The following is a 17835-nucleotide window of genomic DNA, read 5'->3' as shown; positions in this document are numbered from 1 at the left end:
TGCGCCTGCGGTGGGGGGCGACATTGGGTAAGACTGGGCCCATGCGAGCCATCACGATTCCACAGCCCGGTGGTCCCGACGCGCTGGTCTGGGCGGAGGTGCCCGACCCGGAGCCCGGCCCCGGTGAGGTGGTGGTGGACGTACGGGCCGCCGGGGTCAACCGCGCGGACCTGCTGCAACGGCAGGGTCACTACCCGCCACCGCCGGGCGCGCCCGAGTATCCCGGAATGGAGTGCTCAGGGGTGATCAGCGCGGTCGGGCCGGAGGTGAACGGTTGGACCGTCGGGCAGGAGGTGTGTGCGCTGCTGGCCGGTGGCGGGTACGCCGAGAAGGTGGCCGTACCGGCCGGGCAGTTGCTGCCGGTGCCGGCGGGTGTCGACCTGGTCGACGCCGCGGCGCTGCCGGAGGTGGCCTGCACGGTCTGGTCGAACGTGGTCGGCGTGGGCCGGCTCGGCTCAGGTGACCGGCTGCTGGTGCACGGCGGGGGCAGCGGGATCGGCACGTTCGCGATCCAGTTCGGGGCGGCGCTCGGCGCGACGGTCCTGACGACCGCGCGGGCGGCGAAGCATCCCCGGCTGCACGAGCTGGGCGCGGCGGTGACTATCGACTACCGCAAGCAGGACTTCGTCGAGGAGGTCCGGCAGGCCACCGACGGCCACGGCGCGGACGTGATCCTCGACATCATTGGCGCCTCCTATCTCGGCCGCAACGTCGCCGCGCTGGCCACCGGCGGCCGGCTCGTGGTGATCGGGATGCAGGGTGGGCGCAGGGCCGAGCTGGATCTCGGGGCGCTGCTGGCCAAGCGGGCGCTCGTCGCGGCGACCGCGTTGCGGTCCCGTCCGCTGCCCGAGAAGGCGGAGATCGTCCGGGGCGTACGCGACGAGGTGTGGCCGTTGGTCGAAGCCGGCACGATCCGCCCGGTGGTGGACCGGCGGCTGACGATGGCCGAGGCGGCGCAGGCTCACCGGCTGGTCGAGTCGAACGATCACATCGGCAAGGTGCTACTCACCGTCGGGTGACGCTGGCCGGGGCAGCATCAGGCGCGCGCCCGGCCCCTCGCCGGCCAGGGCGTCCCCCGGGTTGTTGAGCGTGCAGCGTTGCAGGGACAGGCAGCCGCAGCCGATGCAGCCGTCCAGGTCGTCGCGGAGCTTGGTGAGCAGCCGGATCCTCTCGTCCAGCCGGCCCCGCCAGTTCGCGGAGAGCCGTTCCCAGTCCTGTGGGCTGGGCGTGCGGCCCCCCGGCAGTGACTCCAGCGCGGCCCGGATCTCGTCCAGCGAGACGCCGACCTGCTGCGAGATCCGGATGAAGGCGACCCGCCGCAGCTCGGCGCGGGCGTACCGGCGCTGGTTGCCGCCGGTGCGGTCGGCGCGGATCAGCCCGAGCCGCTCGTAGTAGCGCAGCGCGGACGGCGCCACGCCCGACCGGACGGACAACTCGCCGATCGTCAACAAATCCGTCATCACCCGGTCCTTGAGTTGAAGCGCGCTTCAAGTTAGAGGGTAGTGGCATGGCCACCACACTCACCACCGACAGCACCGCCGCGCTCCCCACGCTGATCCGCCGGCTGACGGGCGACGAGAAGCACGCACCAAGCGCCCACTCCACCATCGACGTGCTCCAGGTGCTCTACAACCGGGTCCTGCGGATCACCCCGGAGACCGCCGACGATCCGGAGCGGGACCGGTTCCTGCTCTCCAAGGGGCACGGGCCGGTCGCCTACTACGCGGTGCTCGCCGCGCACGGCTTCATCCCGGACGACTGGCTCGACGACCTCGCCGGCCCGGAGAGCCGACTCGGCCACCACCCGGACCGGATGCTCGTGCCGGGGGTCGAGATCGGCTCCGGCTCCCTGGGCCACGGGCTCGGTCTGGGCGTCGGCACCGCACTCGGGCTGCGGGCCCAGGGCCTCCTCACACCCCGGGTGTACGTGCTGCTCGGCGACGCCGAACTGGACGAGGGCTCCAACCACGAGGCCATCGCGTACGCCGGCGCGACAGGCCTGGGGAACCTCACCGCGATCGTGGTCGACAACTCGTCGACCACCCACGGCTGGGCGGGCGGAATCGCCAGCCGGTTCACCGTGAACGGCTGGACCGCCGACACGGTCGACGGCCGGGACCACACCGACCTGTACGTGGCCCTGACCGGACACCGGCCGGGCCGGCCGCACGTCGTCGTCGCCCGCGTCGAGAGCAAGGGATGACCGCCATGCGTGCCGCCTTCATCGACACCACCACCGCGCTGCTCGACGAGGACCCCCGCACCGCCCTCGTGCTTGCCGACATCTCGGCCAGCCAGTTCGCGCCGGCCGGCGCCCGACACCCGGACCGGGTGCTCAACGTCGGCATCCGGGAACAACTCATGATCGGCGTGGCCGGCGGGCTCGCCCTGACCGGACTGCGCCCGATCGCGCACTCGTACGCGACGTTCCTGGTCGACCGGACGTACGAGCAGATCAAGCTGGACCTGGACCACCAGGGCGTCGGCGCGGTGCTGGTCAGCATCGGCGCGTCGTACGACGGGTCGCGGGAGGGCCGGACCCACCAGTCGCCCGGGGACGTGGCGCTCTTCGACTCCCTCGGCGGCGCGTGGACGGTGCGGGTGCCCGGCCACCCGGATGAGGTGGCGCCGCTGCTCCGGGCCGCCGCGGCCACCGACGACCCGGTCTACCTACGGCTCGGCGAGCAGCGCAACGCCCAGGCGTACCCGGACGCCGACCGGCTGCGGGTGCTGCGGCGGGGCGGGGTGGACGCGCCGCTCGTGGTGGCCGTCGGGCCGATGCTCGATCCCACACTGGCGGCGACCGAGGGGCTGGACGTGACTGTGGCGTACACCCACACGCCCCGCCCGTTCGACGTGGCCGGGCTGCGCGCGCTCGCCGCTACGGAGGTGGTGCTGGTCGAGCCGTACCTCGCGGGGACGTCGAGCGCGGTCGTCGGCCGGGCGCTCGCGGATGTGCCGCACCGGCTGCTCACCCTCGGGGTGGGCCGGGCCGACCTGCGACGGTACGGCGATCCCGCCGACCACGCCCGGTGGCACGGCCTCGACGCCGAGGGTCTGCGGCGGTCGCTTGACGCGTTCCTGGGATCAGTTCGACGATGAGACGGCGGGACGGCGGCGGGCGCGTTCGCGACCGAGGATCCAGATCGCCTCGACGCCGTCCTTCCACGTGATCTTCTTGCCCTCTTCGCGGCCACGGGCCCGGTAGCTGATCGGCACCTCGTACGGGCGGATGCGGCGGCGCAGCAGCTTGCCGGTCACCTCGGCCTCCATGCCGAAGCCACGCGAGCGCACCCCCAGCGACCGGTAGAGCGCCACCGGCATCAGCTTGAAGCAGGTCTCCAGATCACCGATGTACGAGTTGAACAGCACATTGGCCGCCATCGTGACGCCCTTGTTGCCCATCACGTACCAGAAGCTGTAGGCGCTGTGGCTGCCGAAGGTGCGATTTCCGTAGACCACTGTCGCGCGCCCGTCGAGCACCGGGTCGAGCAGTTTGGGGATGTCCTGCGGGTCGTACTCCAGGTCGGCGTCGAGGATGACCATGTAGTCGCCCTCGGCGCTGTCCACCGCGGTCTTGATGGCCGCGCCCTTGCCGGCGTTGCGCTGGTGGGTGATGACCCGCAGGCGAGCGTCGTCGGCGCGACCGAGGATCTCACCTGTGCCGTCCCGGCTGCCGTCGTCGACAACGACCAGTTCGATCTCGCAGGGATAGTCCACCGCCAATGCCTGCTTGAGGGCATCCGCGATGCGTTCTTCCTCGTTGTAGACCGGCATGAGGATCGAGAGCTTCACGGGAATCTCCACGGTGGCGACAACACGTCGGGCATAGCCTAGCCTGGCTGGTCAGCTCGACGCCGGCCGCCATCGTCGGACGGTCGGCGTGGCGGACTCAGACGGATGGTGTTTACTTCCGGCCATGTCGGCTGCCGGCTCCCTGCTCGCGGCGGTTCCCGCCGCCTCGGTGCTCCTGCTCACCGTCGCGACGAGGCCGCGCGGGGTCGGTGCGGTGGCTCCACTGCGACTGGCCGTGGTACGCGCCGCCCTGCTCACCGGAGCGTACGCGGTGCTCGTCGTCGAGGTGCTCGGCGCACTGCACGCGCTGAACCGGGCGGCGTTCACCATCGCCTGGCTGCTCTTCCTGGCCGTCGCCGCGACCGCCGCCGGGTTGCGGTGGCGCCGGACGAACGACGTCGTGCCGCCACCCACCGCCGCACCCCGGCCGGTGCCGGTCGGTGCCGTGGCCTCCGGCGGTGGACCCGACACACCCACCCCGGTCGCCGCCGAGGACGCGCCCGCGCCGACCCGGACCGACCGGTCGCCCGCCGGGCTGCTCGCGGTGGCGGTCGACGCCTGGCGTACGGCCGGCCGGGGTGAACGGCTGCTCGCCGGCGCGGTCGCCGGGCTGGTCCTGGTGGAGCTGCTGATCGCGCTGCTGGCCGAGCCGAACAACTTCGACTCGCAGACGTACCACCTGCCGAAGGTGGAGCACTGGGTCGCCCAGGGAAACCTGGACTTCTGGCCCACCGCCATCCACCGGCAGGTGACCATCCCGCCGGGCGCCGAATACCTGCTGCTGCATTTGCGCCTGCTCACCGGCGGGGACGCGCTGCACAACCTGGTGCAGTGGGCCGCCGGGGTGCTCTGCCTGCTGGTGGTCGCGCGGATCACCGCGCAGCTCGGCGGTGGCCGGCGGGCCCAGCTGCTCACCGCGTTCGTGCTGGCGAGCACGCCGATGGTGGCCCTCCAGGCGACCAGCACGCAGACCGACCTGGTCTGCGCGGCGTGGGTGGCCTGCGCGGCGACCCTCGTGCTCGACGGGCTGCGCCGACGGACCGGCTGGGGCACGCTGCTCGCACTCGGAGCCGCCACCGGTCTGACCGCGGTGACGAAGACCAGCGGCCTGATCGCGGTGGGCCCGCTGCTGGTCCTCTGGGGTCTGGCCCAGCTCCGCCTGGTCCTGGCCGACCGAGCACCGGCCGGTCCGGCGCGGGCCGGCGGCGTGGCCCGTACGGTCGGCGGTTCGGTACTGATCCTGCTGGTCGCCGCCATGGTCGTCGGTCCGTTCCTGGCCCGGGTGACCGCCGAGTTCGGGCACCCGCTGGGACCGCCCCGGTTGCGCGAGTCCATCCCGATGGAACGGCACGATCCGGCGTCGGTGCTGGTCAACGCGCTGCGGATCGGGCACACCGCGTTCGACACCCCGTTGGCGCCGCTGCGTCGCGCCGGGGCGGAGGCGATCATCGGCGGCGCGGACGCCATCGGCGTCGACCCGCAGGACCGGGCGATCACCTTCGGTCGGGAGATCTTCCCCGAGCCCGCCTGGTATCCGGACGAGGACCGGGTGGCATTCCCGATCGCCGGGGCGCTGGCGTTGATCGGCGTGGCCGTCGCGCTGGCCCGGCCCCGCCGGATCGACTCCGGGCAGGCCGGGCCGCTGCGCGCGTACGCGGTGGTGACGCTGGCCACCGTCCTGCTGCACACCGCGATGATCAAGTGGCAGCCGTGGGGCAACCGGCTGATCCTCTACGCTCTCGTGCTCGCCGTGCCGCTGGCCGGGCTCTGGCTGGACGCGCTGCTCCGTCGCCACGCCCGAGCGACGGCCGGGGTGGCGGCACGGCGGTCGGTGGCCACGCTGGCGGCGGTCACCGTGCTGGCCACCTCGGCGCTGGCCGGGGTGCTCGCCCTGTCGTACGGCTTCCCGCGTCGGCTCGTCGGCGCCGGCTCGGTCTTCACCACCTCGGACTGGGACACCCGGTTCCTGCGGCGGCCACAGTGGGCCGACGAGTTCCGGTGGGCCGCGGCGTCGGTGCGCGACAGCGGCGCCCGCCGGATCGGGCTGGTACAGCAGAACGACAACTGGGAGTACCCGTGGTGGCTGCTGCTGCGGCAGCCCGACGGGGGCTCGCCGGAGCTGGTGGCGTTGCAGTCGGTGCTGCCCGAACGACCTCCGGCCGACCCGGCCTCGGTGGACGCCATCGTCTGCACCGGCAGCAGGCCGGCCTGCGCCAAGCTGGTTCCGGCCGGCTGGCGGCTGGAGTTCCGCGACTACGTCGGCTACGCGCTGCCGCCCGGCCGCTGACCGCACCGTCAGGAAGGCATCGCCGCGCCGCCCGGATCGTCTGATCCGGGCGGTTCCGCATCCCGCGCGCAAGGATCCGAGGCGCATTCACATCTGCTGATCGGCACGTTACCGTCTGGTAACTCAATCGACATCCCGCGATTGAGCCGAAAGGAGTGCGTCGATGCCTGCCACCCCCGCCAGGCCCGAACGCGCGACCCGACGACGGGCCATCACCGTCGCCGTCGCCGTCGCCGCTCTCGTCCTGCCGATGCTCGCCGGACCGGCCGCCCCCGCAACCGCCGCCGACCGACCAGCCGTCCAACCACTCCCCGCCAACCTCGAAGCAGTCCGTGCCGCCGAGGCCACCGCCCTCTACGGCAGCCCCGCGATCCGCCCGATCGACCAACGCCGCACCGCGCTGATCACCATGGGCGACAGCGAGATCTCCGGCGAGGGGGTCGGCAACTACGTCCCCGGCACCCACCAGGACGGCAACTGGTGCGACCGCTCGTACGACCAGGCGGTGTTCCGGACCGGCATCCCGTCGGACACGCAATACAACCTGGCCTGCTCCGGCGCCACACCGTGGAACCTGATCGCCGGCGGCCCGACCCAGCACAACGAACTCAACCAGGGCGACTACCTGGGCATCAAGGCCCGTAACACGCACGTGAAGCTGATCTGGGTCGTGGTCGGCGCGAACGGCGACGGCACCATCCAGTTCGGCCCGGTCGCCACCGACTGCGCCATCCGCCGGGTCTTCTTCCAGGGCGCCTGCTACCCCACCTACACCGACCAGTGGACGATCCGCACCGACGGCAGCCGCCAGGCCGTGACCGACGCGCTCAACGACATCCGGCAGACCATGACCAACGCCGGCTACCTGCGCTCGGACTACGAGCTGGTGCTCATGTCGTACCCGAGCCCGGGCAGCCCCGACGTCGAGGACAACCCGAACTTCCCCGGTTGGTACTCCGGCGGCTGTCTGCTCTACCTCGCCGACGCGGCCTTCGCCCGGAACAAGGCGGTACCGATGTTCGAGTCGGCGCTGCGCGCCGCGGCCACCGCAACCGGCACCCGCTACCTCGACGCCAGCCGACTCTTCCACGGCCACGAGGTGTGCACCGACAACACCTCGGTCCGTGGCCTCTACATCGAGGTCGGGATCTGGAACGAGAACGCCGCCCGGCAGTCGTTCCACCCCAACGCCCGGGGCCACGGCATGTTCGCCCAGTGCGTCACCCAGTTCTGGAACTCCGGGCAGCAGCGGGCCAGCTGCGTCGACCCGGCCAGCACCGGCAGCGGTGTGCTCTACCCGGGCCTGCTCGACTTCAGGCAGTTGCGCAACCTGGCCACCGGCACCTGTGTCGACGGCAAGGGGTACGACTCCCGCAACGGCACCGTCCAGCAGCCGTACTCCTGTCACGGTGGTCGTAACCAGGGCTTCTGGTACGACTCGACGCGGCGCTCACTGCACTCGGAGTTGTCCCACGACCGTTGCCTGGACGTCTCCAACAGCTCGATGACCGCCGGCACCGCTGTCAACATCTACGACTGCAACGGCACCGGCGCACAGCAGTTCGTCTTCGTCGGTAACCAGATCAAGCCGGCCGCCGCCAGCAACCTCTGCGTGGCGTTCGACAACCCGTTGCTGGGCAGCCCCCGCCTGCGGTTGGCGAGTTGTTCCGGCAGCACCCGGCAGCAGTGGTCGTTCGAGGCCCGTACCGCCGCCAACCCGGTCGGCTACGGCCACGACGACTTCATCGGCTCGCGCGTCTACTGACGCCAGGAAGGGGCCCTGGCGTCGGCCAGGGCCCCCTTTCCTCACTTGGCGCGGGGGATGAGGATGAGTCGGGCCGCGCCCTTGTCGCCGTCCTTCGCCCCGGCGACACCGAGCGTCGTACCGACCTTGACGTCACTGGCCTGCACGGTGGCCCGACGCTCGACGACCCGCAGGTCGTCGCCGAAGGTCCAGGTCATGGTGAAGCCGTCGGTGGACTTGACGGTCATCGAGTCGCCGTCGATAGCGGTCACCTCGCCGCGCTGCACGGCGACGGTCTGCGTACCGCCGTCCTTCGTCTTCACCACCGCCTCACCGTGCAGGGTGTTCCTGCGCAGCAGCACGCGGGCCTGGCGGCGCTTGCGCCACTCCTCGCCGCGCTTCTGCTTGGCCTTGTCCTGGGCGGTGGGGGAGGCGCCGGGCGTCGGGGTGGCCGGTGCGGCGACGGTCAGTACGTCCAGGTCGTCGGCGTCGAAGCCCATCGCGGCCAACGCCTGACCCTCCACCCCCATCGCCGCGGCGACGTCGACGGCGGCGTCCCGGGCAGGCTGGCTGGCCACCTCGGCCGCACCGCAGCCGCTGACGCCGAGCGCGACCGCCGCGAGCAGAGCCGTGGTGCCGGTGGCGAAACCCCAACGTGGCATGACTGTTCCTCTCGTCCGTGGAGCCCCCAGCCTGCCCCGGGTCCACGAGCGCAGCGTCAGGCCGATGTTCGGGCCAGGTAAGGATCACCGGGCAGCCGGACCGCGAAGGCCGCGCCGCCCTCCGGGGCGTGGCCGACGACGATCTCCCCGCCGAGCCGGCGGACCAGCCCGGCGGCCAGCGCCAACCCGAGCCCGCTGCCCACCTTGCGCACCCCCCGGTACCGCTCGTGCAGCGCGCCCCGCTCGAACGCCACCGCCAGGTCGTCGTCGGTGAAGCCGGGTCCGCCGTCGCGGACCTCCAGCACACCGCCGGCGGCCGGGTCCGCACCGACCGGCCGGACCGCGAGCACCACCGGCGCACCCGGGGGTACGACCCGCAGCGCGTTCTCCAGCAGCCCGTCCACCACCTGCCGGATCCGACCCGGATCGGTGTACGCGGGCACCGGCTGACCCGGCGTCTCCACGCGGAACGGCACACCCACCGCCGCGCACCTGCCGGCCCAGGTCGGCTCGGCGTCCGCGGCCAGCCGGGTCAGGTCCACCGACACCGGTTCGAGGGGGAAGTCGGCGGCCTCCAGCCGGGCCAGCGCCAGCAGGTCACCGATCAGCCGGTCCAGGTGTTGCGCCTCGGCCAGCATCGTCCGACCGGTGTCGACCGTGTCGTCCGCGCCGAGCACGCCGTCGGCGAGCGCCTCGGCGTACCCCCGGATCGCGGTCAGCGGGGTCCGCAGCTCGTGCGAGACGGAGAGCAGGAACTCCCGCTGCCGGCCCTCGCTGGTGGCCAGGGCGGCGGCCAAGCCGTTCAGCGCCTCGGCCAGGTCGGCGACCTCGTCCGGCGGCTCGACCGGCACCCGCACCGCGCGGTCACCGGCGCGCAGCCGGGCGGCGGCGGTCGCCGCGACACGGATCGGACGGGCCAGGCGGCGGGCCAGCAGCAGACCGGCCACCACGCCGGCGGCCAGCCCCGCCAGCAGCGGCAGCCAGAGGCTGCGCAGCACCTGTGCCCACAGCCCGTTCGCCGACGGGCGGGAGAGCACCACTCCGTTGCCGCCCGGCAGCGCCCGGCCCTCGACCAGGGCACGCCGGCCGTTGACCGCGCGGCGGGCCGACACGTTGCGGCCCTGCTCGATCCGCTGCACCACCCGGGGCGGCAGACCCGGCCGGTCGACCGCCCCGCGCCGGATCAGGTACGCGTCGATGCCCTGGTTGCGGAGTTGCTGGATGAGCCGCTCCTCGTCGGCCGTACGACCACGGTCCAGCCGGGTCCGCAGCACCTCGGCGGCGAGCCGGGCCTGTGCGGCGAGCGCCTCCTGGTCGCGGCGCTCAGCGCCACGGATCGCCAGCGGCACCGCGACGATCGCGGTGACCAGCACCGACACCAGCGCCACCGCGCAGGTGACAAGCACCGCGCGGGCGGTCAACGTCCGGCCGAACCGGCTGCGCCGGGGCGCGGGCGGCGGGCCGGCACCGACCACGGGCAGGGTCATGGTCGGGGACTGGGCGCGGCCGGGGTGTTCAGGCATCGACGGCGTACCCCACGCCGCGATGGGTCCGGATGACGCTGGCCGGGCCGAGCTTCGCGCGTACCTGGGCGACGTGCACGTCGACGGTGCGGGTGCCGGCGTGCGCGGCGTAACCCCACACCCCGGCCAGCAGCTCCTCACGGGTGAAGACCCGCCCGGGCCGGGCCATCAGATGCGCCAGCAGGTCGAATTCGGTGGAGGTGAGCTGCACCGGCGCGCCGGCGGCGGTGACCGTCCGGCGGGCCGGGTCGAGGGTCACCGGGCCGACGACGCGCGGCCGGTCCGCGCCCTCCGGGCCGCCGGCGGAGCGGCGCAGCACCGCACGCACCCGGGCGACCAGCTCACGGGGGCTGAACGGCTTGGTCACGTAGTCGTCGGCGCCCAACTCCAGGCCGACGATCCGGTCGACCTCGTCGTCGCGGGCGGTGAGGAAGATGACAGGCGTCCAGTCGCCGGCCTCCCGCAGCCGCCGGCAGATCTCCGTGCCGGGCAGGCCGGGCAGGGCGATGTCCAGGACGCAGGCCACCGGGCGCAGCCGGCGGGCGGCGGACAGGCCGGCCGAGCCGTCACGCTCCAGGTGTACGCCGAACCCGTCCCGGGTGAGGTACAGCCGGACCAGGTCGGCGATGGCCGGCTCGTCCTCGACCACGAGGACGAGCCCGCGGTGCGGCGGGTCGACTGTCACCGGCCCATGATTGCCGACCCGTGGCGTCGACGCGATCGGTACGTGTTCGAGTTTCGTAAAGGCCCGCGCGGTGTGGCGTCAGCGCGCCACGGCGGGACGGAACACGCCCGGTCGGGCGGTCGCCGGTGTGTCGCTGATGGTCGCGACGATCCGCTCGCGGGGCGTCCGCAGGCGGGTCCGGAACGCGTGGTTCAGCAGCGCGTCGAGCTGCCACACCCGCTTCGGGTGGGTCGTACGGATCAGGAACCGTTCCCGGATCCCGTCGATCGCGGTGGCGGCCAACTCGACCGAGTGCAGCCGCGGGTCGGGGCTCCAGGTGACGTTGCTCAGCTCGCGCAGCTCGGTGTTGAGGTGCAGGCGCAGCCGGTGCAGCAGGCGGGTCTGCTGGGTCACCACCAGCCGCCGATGGGTGAGCAGCAGAAGGTAGTCGCCGGTGACCGGGCGGTCGGGGCGACTGCACCGGGTGACCAGGATGGTGGCGTCACCGGAGCCGACGCAGCGACGGAAGACAGGCATGTGCCGGCTGAGGGTCTGCACGGCGAGGCCGGCCTCGGCGGCGGCCGGGAGGAACGTTCGGGAGAAGACGTCCATGACCTGCCCAACGACCTCCCCGACGGGAGTGACGTGGGTCACGGGCAACTTTTGGAAGTTCCACGTCCGGGGTCGCACCGGCTGTCCGACATCGGCGGGGCCTCCGGCCGGTTCAGACCCCCAGCAGCTCCTCCAGCCAGCCGGGAACCGCGTCGGCGTACTCGGCGCGCGCCGGATCGGCCGTGTCGAGGGCTCGGCGCCAAGACAGCGACCGGCTCACCGCGCCCAGCGCGATCGCCAGGTCGGCGGCCTCGACGAGGGTCCGCCTGTCGTACCGGTCGGTCCACGCCTCCAGGTAGGCGTCCCGCAGCCGGGCCAGCCGCGCGTCGTCGGCCGACAGCTCGTCGGCGTACCGGATGGAGCGCAGCGTCACCAGCAGCGTGCCGAACGGGTGCGCCACCGAGGCGTCCCCCCAGTCGAAGAAGCGGTACCCGTCCGACCCCGCGAAGACGTTGCCGTCGTGCAGGTCGTCGTGCTGCAGCGTGGCCGGGATGCCGATGTCGGCGAGCCGCCGGCACCGCTCGGCGTACGACGGCAGCTCCGCCCGCAGCCGGTCGTACGCCTCGACGCTGAGCCCGCCCTCGCTCCCGATCCGCAGCGACTCGTGATCGTCGAGCAGGTCGGCGAACAGACCGGCGAGCACCTCGGGGCGGTGGTCCGGTACGCCGAGGACTACCAGCTCGTCCACCTGCGACGCGGTTGCCCTCTGGAGCTCGGCGTACCCGGGCAGCGCCCGCTCCCAGTGCTTCAGGTCCGGGTCGCGCCCCAGCACGTCACGCAACGACTCGCCGCCGTCGGGCAGCAACGACCAGCCCTCCTGCGGGTCCACCGCGATCGGTGTCAGCACCCGCTGCGGGGCGAGCCGGGACAGCGCGGCGACCAGGACGGCCTCGTGGGCCGTCCCCGGGTTGTTCGCCTTGAACCAGACCGGACCGCCGTCGGTGGGCACCCGCCACACCAGCGACCACGGACGGACCCGGGCCTCCACCTGCCCGGTCACCTGCCGGCCGGCCCGGGTCACCTGCTCGTCGACCCAGGCCCGGGCCCGCGTCTGCCACTGCTCGCCGGACCAGTCGGGGGCGCGCTCGATCGTCGTCACGGTGGGCACCCTAGGCGGCCCGCCCGGAGCGGGCGAGACGTTTTCCTCAGACCAGCTCGACGATCGTGGCGTTGGCCATGCCGCCGCCCTCGCACATGGTCTGGAGCCCGTAGCGGATCTCGTTGTCGCGCATGTGCTGGAGCATCGTGGTCATGATCCGGGCGCCGGAGCCGCCGAGCGGGTGCCCGAGGGCGATCGCGCCGCCGCGCGGGTTGAGCCGCTCCGGGTCCGCCTCGGTCTCCGCCAGCCAGGCCAGCGGCACCGGGGCGAACGCCTCGTTCACCTCGTACACCCCGATCTCCTCGATGCCCAGCCCCGCGCGGCGCAGCGCCTTCGCGGTGGCCGGGATGGGCGCGGTGAGCATGGTGACCGGGTCGTCGGCGGCGACCACGGCGGTGTGGATGCGGGCCAGCGGGCGCAGGCCGTGCCGGCTGGCCCACTCGGAGGTGGTCACCGCGAGGGCGGCGGCGCCGTCGGAGATCTGGGACGCGGAGCCGGCCGTCACCACACCGTCGGCGCGGAACGGAGTGGCCAGCTCGCCGAGCTTCTCCAGCGAGGTGTCGCGGCGGATGCCCTCGTCGGCGGCGAACTTGCCACCGTCGGCGAGCGGCACCGGGGCCAGCTCCGGGTCGAACGCCCCGGCGTCCTGCGCGGCGGCGGCCTTCTCGTGGCTGGCCAGCGCGTACTCGTCCAGCTGGGTACGCGAGAAGCGCCAGCGGCGGGCGATCAGCTCGGCGCCGACGCCCTGGTTGAACGGCAGCGGCGCCTCGTCGGCGAAGCCCTCCACACCCCGGTAGCGGTCGCGGATCTGGTCGCTGAACGGCATCCCGCCGGCCACGCTGGAACCCATCGGCACCCGGGTCATCGACTCCACCCCGCCGGCGACCACGAGGTCGGCCTGGCCGGAGAGGACTGTGGCGGCGGCGAAGTGCAGCGCCTGCTGGCTGGAGCCGCACTGCCGGTCCAGGGTGGTGCCGGGGACGCTCTCGGGCCAGCCGGCCGCGAGCACCGCGTTGCGGGCGATGTTCCAGGACTGCTCGCCGACCTGGGACACGCAGCCCCAGAAGACGTCGTCGACCTGCGCCGGGTCGAGACCCGTCCGTTCGGCGAGGGCGCGCAGCACGTGCGCCGAGAGGTCGACCGGGTGGACGCCGGCGAGGCTCCCCTTGCGCCGCCCGACCGGGGTGCGTACCGCGCCGACGATGACCGCGTCACTCATGTTTACCCCTCGGTAACTTGGGTGCCCCGATCCTACGTCGTCGGTGGACCGGCCGTCCGCCCCCGGGCATGCTGGGCGGATGGACGAGATCACCGCGAGCCGGGCGTGGCGCGTGCCGGCGAGCCTGCCGGCGGCGAAGCTGGCCGGCGCGGTCCTGCTGGTCACGCTCGGGCTGCTCTTCGCCGACGGCGACCCGGTGCGGGTGGCGGTGGCCGCCCTGGCCGCCGCCGCGGTGGCCGGCTGGGCGGTACGCGACCTGGTCGCGCCGGTCCGGTTGGCCGTGGGCCCCGACGGCCTCACCGTCATCCGGGGCTTCGCCGGCCGGCGGCTGCTGCCCTGGTCGGCGGTCGAGGCGATCGCCGTGGACCGCCGACCCCGGTTCGGCCTCACCAGCGAGACCCTGGAGATCGACGCCGGCGAGTCGCTGCACCTGTTCGGCAGGTACGACCTGGGCGCCAACCCGGAGGAGGTCGCCGCCGAGTTGCGGGCCGCCCGCCCGAACCCCTGATCCGTCAGCCGAGCAGTTGCGCGGTCCGGAACAGGACCAGGGCGAGCAGGATCAGCAGGATGATCACGCCGCCCGCGACCTGCACCAACGTGCGCCGGCCACGCGGCGCGTACGCGAGCACGAGCGCCATCAGCGCGCCGACCGTCAGGCCGCCCAGGTGCCCCGGAATGGAGATGCCCGGCACGGTAAGCGTGAACACCAGGTTGATCACCAAAATCGGGATCACCTGGGAGACGTCCCGACCCAACTTGCGTTCGATGATGATCAGCGCGGCGAAGAGGCCGAAGACCGCCGTCGACGCGCCGGCCGTGGCCGAGTTCTGCGCGCTGAACAGGTAGGCGGCGACGTTACCGCCCAGGCCCGCGATCAGGTACAACGCGCCGAAGCGCAGCGGCCCGAGGTTGGCCTCCAACGACCGGCCGAGCACCCATAGCGCCCACATGTTCAGCAGCAGGTGGATCACGCCGTAGTGCAGGAACATCGCGGTGACCAGCCGGTACCACTCGCCGTCGGCGATGCCACCGAGCGTGCCGTCGGGGAAGACCGCCAGCCCCAGCACCGAGCCCCAGTTGGTCAGCGGGGTGCTGCCGCCCATCAGCCCGCCGAAGCCGGAACCGCCCACCGCCGCGTCCCCACCCCGGTCCGAGGCGATGGACAGCAACATGAGCAGCACATTCAGCGCGATGAGGCCCTTGGTGACGTAGCCGTGCCGGCCGGCCGTACCGCCGCCGAAGGCGGTACGCGCCGGCCGCACACTGCGACGTCCCTCGTTGACGCACTCCGGGCACTGGTGCCCGACGGACGCGTCCCGCATGCAGTCCGGACAGATCGGCCGGTCACAGCGGGTGCACCGGACGTAGGTCTCCCGACCGGGGTGCCGGTAGCAGACCGGGGTGGTCGGCGGGGACTCACTCACCGGGCCGACCCTCCGCCCGCCACCGCGCGGTCCACCGGCACCGGCCGTGCTCCGGAGCGCTCAATCATGCGAGCAAAGGTACCTCGCCGGTCGGTCAGGAGGCGGACCGCTCGATCTCGACCCGCTCGATGACGACGTCCTGCAACGGACGGTCGCTCGGGCCGGTCGGGGTGTTCGCGATCGAGTCGACGACCTTCACCGACTGCTCGTCGGCGACCTGCCCGAAGATCGTGTGCCGGTTGTTCAGGTGCGGCGTCGGCGACACGGTGATGAAGAACTGCGAACCGTTGGTGCCCGGTCCGGCGTTCGCCATCGCCAGCAGGTACGGCCGGTCGAAGCGCAGCTCCGGGTGGAACTCGTCGGCGAACTTGTAGCCCGGTCCGCCCCGGCCGGTGCCGGTCGGGTCGCCCATCTGGACCATGAAGCCGCTGATCACCCGGTGCGAGATGGTGCCGTCGTAGTACGGCCCACTGCCCGGCTGACCGGTGCGCGGGTCGGTGTACTCCCGGTTGCCCTCGGCCAGGTCGACGAAGTTGCGGACCGTCTTCGGCGCGTGGTTCGGGAAGAGCTCCAGCCGGATCGGGCCAGCGTTGGTGTGCAGGGTGGCGTAGACAGCCTCGGCCACGGGTACTCCTCACTCGTTGGTCAGTTCCATGCGGATCCTCCCATGTGCCCGATCTGGCAGTGCGGAGGCATCCGAAGGTGGAGGATGACGAAGGAACAACTCCCAGGAGGTAGGACCGTGTTTGGATTCGGGCGGCGTAAGTCCCAGGGGCAGCTGGCGAAGGCCGAGCTGAACCAGAGCATCAGCCACCTGATGCAGGCAGCCAACCACGCCGCGAAGGGCGCCGGCGCGACCGTCGGCCCGCGGGTCCAGGTGGCCCGGGGCTACGTCGGGCCGGCCGCGACGAAGGTACGCGACCGCGCGTCGACCGGCTGGGGGACGACTCTCACCACGCTGGCACCGCTGGCGGCGGCGGCCCGTGACGGCGCCGCGCAGGCAGGGCCGATGACCAGGAAGGCCAAGTCGAAGACCATGCGGATCACCGGTAAGAAGAAGCAGCCGCGCCGTCGCGGCTCGATGATGACCGGCCTGTTGGCGGCGGGTGCCATCGCCGGACTGGCCGGCGCGGTCGCGCTGCGTCGCCGCCGGGAGCAGCAGGAGTGGGCCGAGTACGACCCGACCCGCAGCACCCTGGAGCCGATGCGCGACGAGGTCGACTCGATCGAGGTGCGTACCCCGTCCGTCGGCAAGGGCAGCGACGGCTCCGCCATGACCGGCGCGGCCGGGATGACCGGTGCTGGCAGCTCGGCGGTCGCCGGCGGCGACAGCGCCAGCACCACCGGCACGGCCAAGCCGACGGGTGTCCGTCCCACCGACAAGGTCCCGGCCGTCGCCGAAGGCGCCACGGACGTCTCCGGCCGTCCGGCCGACGACCTCACCAAGGCGCTGGGCAAGGACACGGCCCGCACCAACGGTCGTCGCTGACCTCAGCGGCAGCGCATCGAGCGCCGGCGACGCGGGTTCCCCGCCTCGCCGGCGCTTTCGCGCGTCAGAGCCAGCCGTTGCGGCGGAACCAGCGGTACAGGGCCAGCGAGACGCCGAGCATCAGGGCCAGCACCACCGGATAGCCGTACGTCATCTTCAGCTCGGGCATGTTCTCGAAGTTCATGCCGTAGATGCCGGCGACACCGGTCCAGAACGCGGCGATGGCCGCCCAGGCGGCGATCTTGCGCATGTCGTTGTTCTGGTCGACGGTGACCTGGGCCAGCCGCGCCTGGAGAATCGAGTTCAGCAGGTCGTCGTACGAGTTGACCTGCTCGACGGTGCGGCTCAGGTGATCCTGCACGTCCCGGAAGTACCGCCGGATCTCCTTGGGCACCTCCCGGTTCATCTGCGAGGTCAACGTCATCAACGGCCGCTGCAACGGGACCACCGCCCGCTTGAACTCCACAAGCTCCCGCTTCATCTGGTAGATCCGCTGGATGCGCCCGTGGCTGTTGCGGTCGAAGACCTCGGCCTCCAACTGGTCCAGGTCGTCCTCGAGCTGCTCGGCCACCTCCAGGTAGAGGTCGACCACCCGGTCGGTCACCCCGTACGCCACCGCCCACGGGCCCTGGAGCAGCAACTCCTGCTTGGTCTCCAGGTCGGCGCGCACCGGCGAGAGCCGGCAGGCGTCCCCGTGCCGGACGCTGATCAGGAAGTTCGGGCCGATGAAGAGCATCACCTGGCCGGTCTCCACGACCTCGGAGGTCTCGGTCAGCTCCGTGTGCTCGCAGTACCGGGCGGTACGCAGCACCAGGAAGCTCACCTCGCCGAAGCGCTCCAGCTTGGGCCGCTGCTCGGCCTTCACCGCGTCCTCGACGGCCAGCTCGTGCAGGCCGTAGGTCTCCGCGATGGCGGTCATCTCGGCCAGCTCCGGCTGGTGCAGGCCGATCCAGACGAAGCCGTGCTCCTCCCGGCGGGCCGCCTCCAGCGCGTCCGCGTACCCCCAGTCACCGGGCTGCCGCTTGCCGTCGATGTAGAGCGCGCAGTCGACCACGCCGCTGCGTCCGCTGCCGGCGGGGGCCGGCACGGGTGGCGAACCGTCGGCGTTGAGGATGCGGGTCATCGCGCGGACCGGCGACGGCCACGCCCTGGGTCGGAGGACCCGACCGGTGTGCGACGGTGTGGTCCGGCCCTGCCCGGTCCGATCTGTCATCGTGTCACCTCCCCGCGCTCGACTGCGGCTTGCAGGCTACGCCGCTCGCGGCCGGAGGCCCGTGTGACGGCCGTCGCGGGGGGCGGCGCCGGGCGGGCCGGGCC

The 17835-nt window shown here is 72.7% G+C and carries 18 protein-coding genes; 7 read left to right on the top strand and 11 right to left on the bottom strand.

Annotation, left to right across the window (positions count from 1 at the left end; genetic code table 11):
- Positions 1-41 precede the first annotated feature (41 nt).
- Positions 42-1019, top strand: coding sequence for an NAD(P)H-quinone oxidoreductase (locus tag FHG89_RS30350; protein WP_139587814.1), 978 nt, complete (start codon positions 42-44; stop codon positions 1017-1019).
- On the opposite strand, the gene soxR is transcribed toward FHG89_RS30350, so the two are convergent.
- Entirely contained in the window at positions 1002-1460 is a 459-nt protein-coding gene (soxR, locus tag FHG89_RS30345) for a redox-sensitive transcriptional activator SoxR (protein ID WP_139587813.1), read from the bottom strand. The genes FHG89_RS30350 and soxR overlap by 18 nt on opposite strands.
- Positions 1461-1507: 47 nt before the next feature.
- Here soxR and FHG89_RS30340 point away from each other — a divergent pair, with 47 nt between their 5' ends.
- Positions 1508-2203 (top strand): transketolase, encoded by a 696-nt coding sequence (locus FHG89_RS30340; RefSeq protein WP_139587812.1) that lies wholly within the window; start codon positions 1508-1510, stop codon positions 2201-2203.
- 5 nt (positions 2204-2208) lie between these two features.
- Positions 2209-3102 (top strand): transketolase family protein, encoded by an 894-nt coding sequence (locus FHG89_RS30335; RefSeq protein WP_139587845.1) that lies wholly within the window; start codon positions 2209-2211, stop codon positions 3100-3102.
- Here FHG89_RS30335 and FHG89_RS30330 read toward each other — a convergent pair.
- Entirely contained in the window at positions 3088-3795 is a 708-nt protein-coding gene (locus tag FHG89_RS30330) for a glycosyltransferase family 2 protein (protein ID WP_139587811.1), read from the bottom strand. The genes FHG89_RS30335 and FHG89_RS30330 overlap by 15 nt on opposite strands.
- 124 nt (positions 3796-3919) lie before the next feature.
- On the opposite strand from FHG89_RS30330, the gene FHG89_RS30325 reads away from it, so the two are divergent.
- Positions 3920-6082, top strand: a complete 2163-nt coding sequence (locus FHG89_RS30325) for a glycosyltransferase family 39 protein (protein ID WP_167517567.1) — start codon at positions 3920-3922, stop codon at positions 6080-6082.
- A gap of 163 nt (positions 6083-6245) precedes the next feature.
- Positions 6246-7847, top strand: coding sequence for a ricin-type beta-trefoil lectin domain protein (locus FHG89_RS30320; RefSeq protein WP_139587810.1), 1602 nt, complete (start codon positions 6246-6248; stop codon positions 7845-7847).
- 41 nt (positions 7848-7888) lie between these two features.
- On the opposite strand, the gene FHG89_RS30315 is transcribed toward FHG89_RS30320, so the two are convergent.
- The 6 genes from FHG89_RS30315 to FHG89_RS30290 all read right to left on the bottom strand — a co-directional run bounded on the left by FHG89_RS30315 (position 7889) and on the right by FHG89_RS30290 (position 13605).
- Entirely contained in the window at positions 7889-8488 is a 600-nt protein-coding gene (locus FHG89_RS30315) for a hypothetical protein (protein WP_139587809.1), read from the bottom strand.
- Positions 8489-8544: 56 nt separating this feature from the next.
- The gene (locus FHG89_RS30310) at positions 8545-10011 is read right to left on the bottom strand and encodes a sensor histidine kinase (RefSeq protein WP_139587808.1); all 1467 of its coding nucleotides are present in this window, start codon (positions 10009-10011) and stop codon (positions 8545-8547) included.
- Positions 10004-10696, bottom strand: a complete 693-nt coding sequence (locus FHG89_RS30305) for a response regulator transcription factor (protein WP_139587807.1) — start codon at positions 10694-10696, stop codon at positions 10004-10006. Before FHG89_RS30305 ends, FHG89_RS30310 begins: the two co-directional genes overlap by 8 nt.
- Before the next feature lie 78 nt (positions 10697-10774).
- On the bottom strand, positions 10775-11287 hold the full coding sequence (locus FHG89_RS30300) for a hypothetical protein (protein WP_139587843.1): 513 nt from the start codon (positions 11285-11287) through the stop codon (positions 10775-10777).
- Positions 11288-11399: 112 nt separating this feature from the next.
- On the bottom strand, positions 11400-12386 hold the full coding sequence (locus FHG89_RS30295; RefSeq protein ID WP_139587806.1) for a phosphotransferase: 987 nt from the start codon (positions 12384-12386) through the stop codon (positions 11400-11402).
- 46 nt (positions 12387-12432) lie between these two features.
- Positions 12433-13605 (bottom strand): thiolase family protein, encoded by a 1173-nt coding sequence (locus tag FHG89_RS30290; RefSeq protein WP_139587805.1) that lies wholly within the window; start codon positions 13603-13605, stop codon positions 12433-12435.
- Between the two features lie 79 nt (positions 13606-13684).
- Between FHG89_RS30290 and FHG89_RS30285 the strand changes: the two genes are divergently transcribed.
- Positions 13685-14113 carry a PH domain-containing protein gene (locus FHG89_RS30285; protein WP_139587804.1) on the top strand — a complete coding sequence of 143 codons (429 nt, stop codon included), beginning with the start codon at positions 13685-13687 and terminating at the stop codon, positions 14111-14113.
- Between the two features lie 4 nt (positions 14114-14117).
- On the opposite strand, the gene FHG89_RS30280 is transcribed toward FHG89_RS30285, so the two are convergent.
- A complete protein-coding gene (locus FHG89_RS30280) occupies positions 14118-15029 on the bottom strand; it encodes a rhomboid family intramembrane serine protease (RefSeq protein ID WP_139587803.1) in 912 nt (303 codons plus the stop codon).
- A 94-nt stretch (positions 15030-15123) separates the two neighbouring features.
- Complete coding sequence (locus FHG89_RS30275) at positions 15124-15654, bottom strand: peptidylprolyl isomerase (protein WP_130405633.1); 531 nt, start codon at positions 15652-15654, stop codon at positions 15124-15126.
- 84 nt (positions 15655-15738) lie between these two features.
- Here FHG89_RS30275 and FHG89_RS30270 point away from each other — a divergent pair, with 84 nt between their 5' ends.
- Positions 15739-16518: a hypothetical protein gene (locus FHG89_RS30270; RefSeq protein WP_139587802.1), complete on the top strand. Its 780-nt coding sequence runs from the start codon at positions 15739-15741 to the stop codon at positions 16516-16518.
- 64 nt (positions 16519-16582) lie between these two features.
- Here FHG89_RS30270 and corA read toward each other — a convergent pair whose 3' ends face one another.
- Positions 16583-17731: a magnesium/cobalt transporter CorA gene (corA, locus tag FHG89_RS30265; protein ID WP_139587801.1), complete on the bottom strand. Its 1149-nt coding sequence runs from the start codon at positions 17729-17731 to the stop codon at positions 16583-16585.
- Positions 17732-17835: the final 104 nt, after the last annotated feature.

Source organism: Micromonospora orduensis (assembly GCF_006228125.1).
Taxonomy (GTDB): domain Bacteria; phylum Actinomycetota; class Actinomycetes; order Mycobacteriales; family Micromonosporaceae; genus Micromonospora; species Micromonospora orduensis.
The sequence above is the reverse complement of the archived record's forward strand: the minus strand, read 5'-3'. Positions and strand labels throughout refer to the sequence as shown.

What these genes read in the sequence shown, in the direction of transcription:
- FHG89_RS30350 (WP_139587814.1), top strand. Translation starts at nt 42, where the DNA reads ATGCGAGCCATCACGATTCCACAGCCCGGTGGTCCCGACGCGCTGGTC.
- soxR (WP_139587813.1), bottom strand. Translation starts at nt 1,460, where the DNA reads ATGACGGATTTGTTGACGATCGGCGAGTTGTCCGTCCGGTCGGGCGTG.
- FHG89_RS30340 (WP_139587812.1), top strand. Translation starts at nt 1,508, where the DNA reads ATGGCCACCACACTCACCACCGACAGCACCGCCGCGCTCCCCACGCTG.
- FHG89_RS30335 (WP_139587845.1), top strand. Translation starts at nt 2,209, where the DNA reads ATGCGTGCCGCCTTCATCGACACCACCACCGCGCTGCTCGACGAGGAC.
- FHG89_RS30325 (WP_167517567.1), top strand. Translation starts at nt 3,920, where the DNA reads ATGTCGGCTGCCGGCTCCCTGCTCGCGGCGGTTCCCGCCGCCTCGGTG.
- FHG89_RS30320 (WP_139587810.1), top strand. Translation starts at nt 6,246, where the DNA reads ATGCCTGCCACCCCCGCCAGGCCCGAACGCGCGACCCGACGACGGGCC.
- FHG89_RS30315 (WP_139587809.1), bottom strand. Translation starts at nt 8,488, where the DNA reads ATGCCACGTTGGGGTTTCGCCACCGGCACCACGGCTCTGCTCGCGGCG.
- FHG89_RS30310 (WP_139587808.1), bottom strand. Translation starts at nt 10,011, where the DNA reads ATGCCTGAACACCCCGGCCGCGCCCAGTCCCCGACCATGACCCTGCCC.
- FHG89_RS30300 (WP_139587843.1), bottom strand. Translation starts at nt 11,287, where the DNA reads ATGGACGTCTTCTCCCGAACGTTCCTCCCGGCCGCCGCCGAGGCCGGC.
- FHG89_RS30290 (WP_139587805.1), bottom strand. Translation starts at nt 13,605, where the DNA reads ATGAGTGACGCGGTCATCGTCGGCGCGGTACGCACCCCGGTCGGGCGG.
- FHG89_RS30285 (WP_139587804.1), top strand. Translation starts at nt 13,685, where the DNA reads ATGGACGAGATCACCGCGAGCCGGGCGTGGCGCGTGCCGGCGAGCCTG.
- FHG89_RS30270 (WP_139587802.1), top strand. Translation starts at nt 15,739, where the DNA reads ATGACGAAGGAACAACTCCCAGGAGGTAGGACCGTGTTTGGATTCGGG.
- corA (WP_139587801.1), bottom strand. Translation starts at nt 17,731, where the DNA reads ATGACAGATCGGACCGGGCAGGGCCGGACCACACCGTCGCACACCGGT.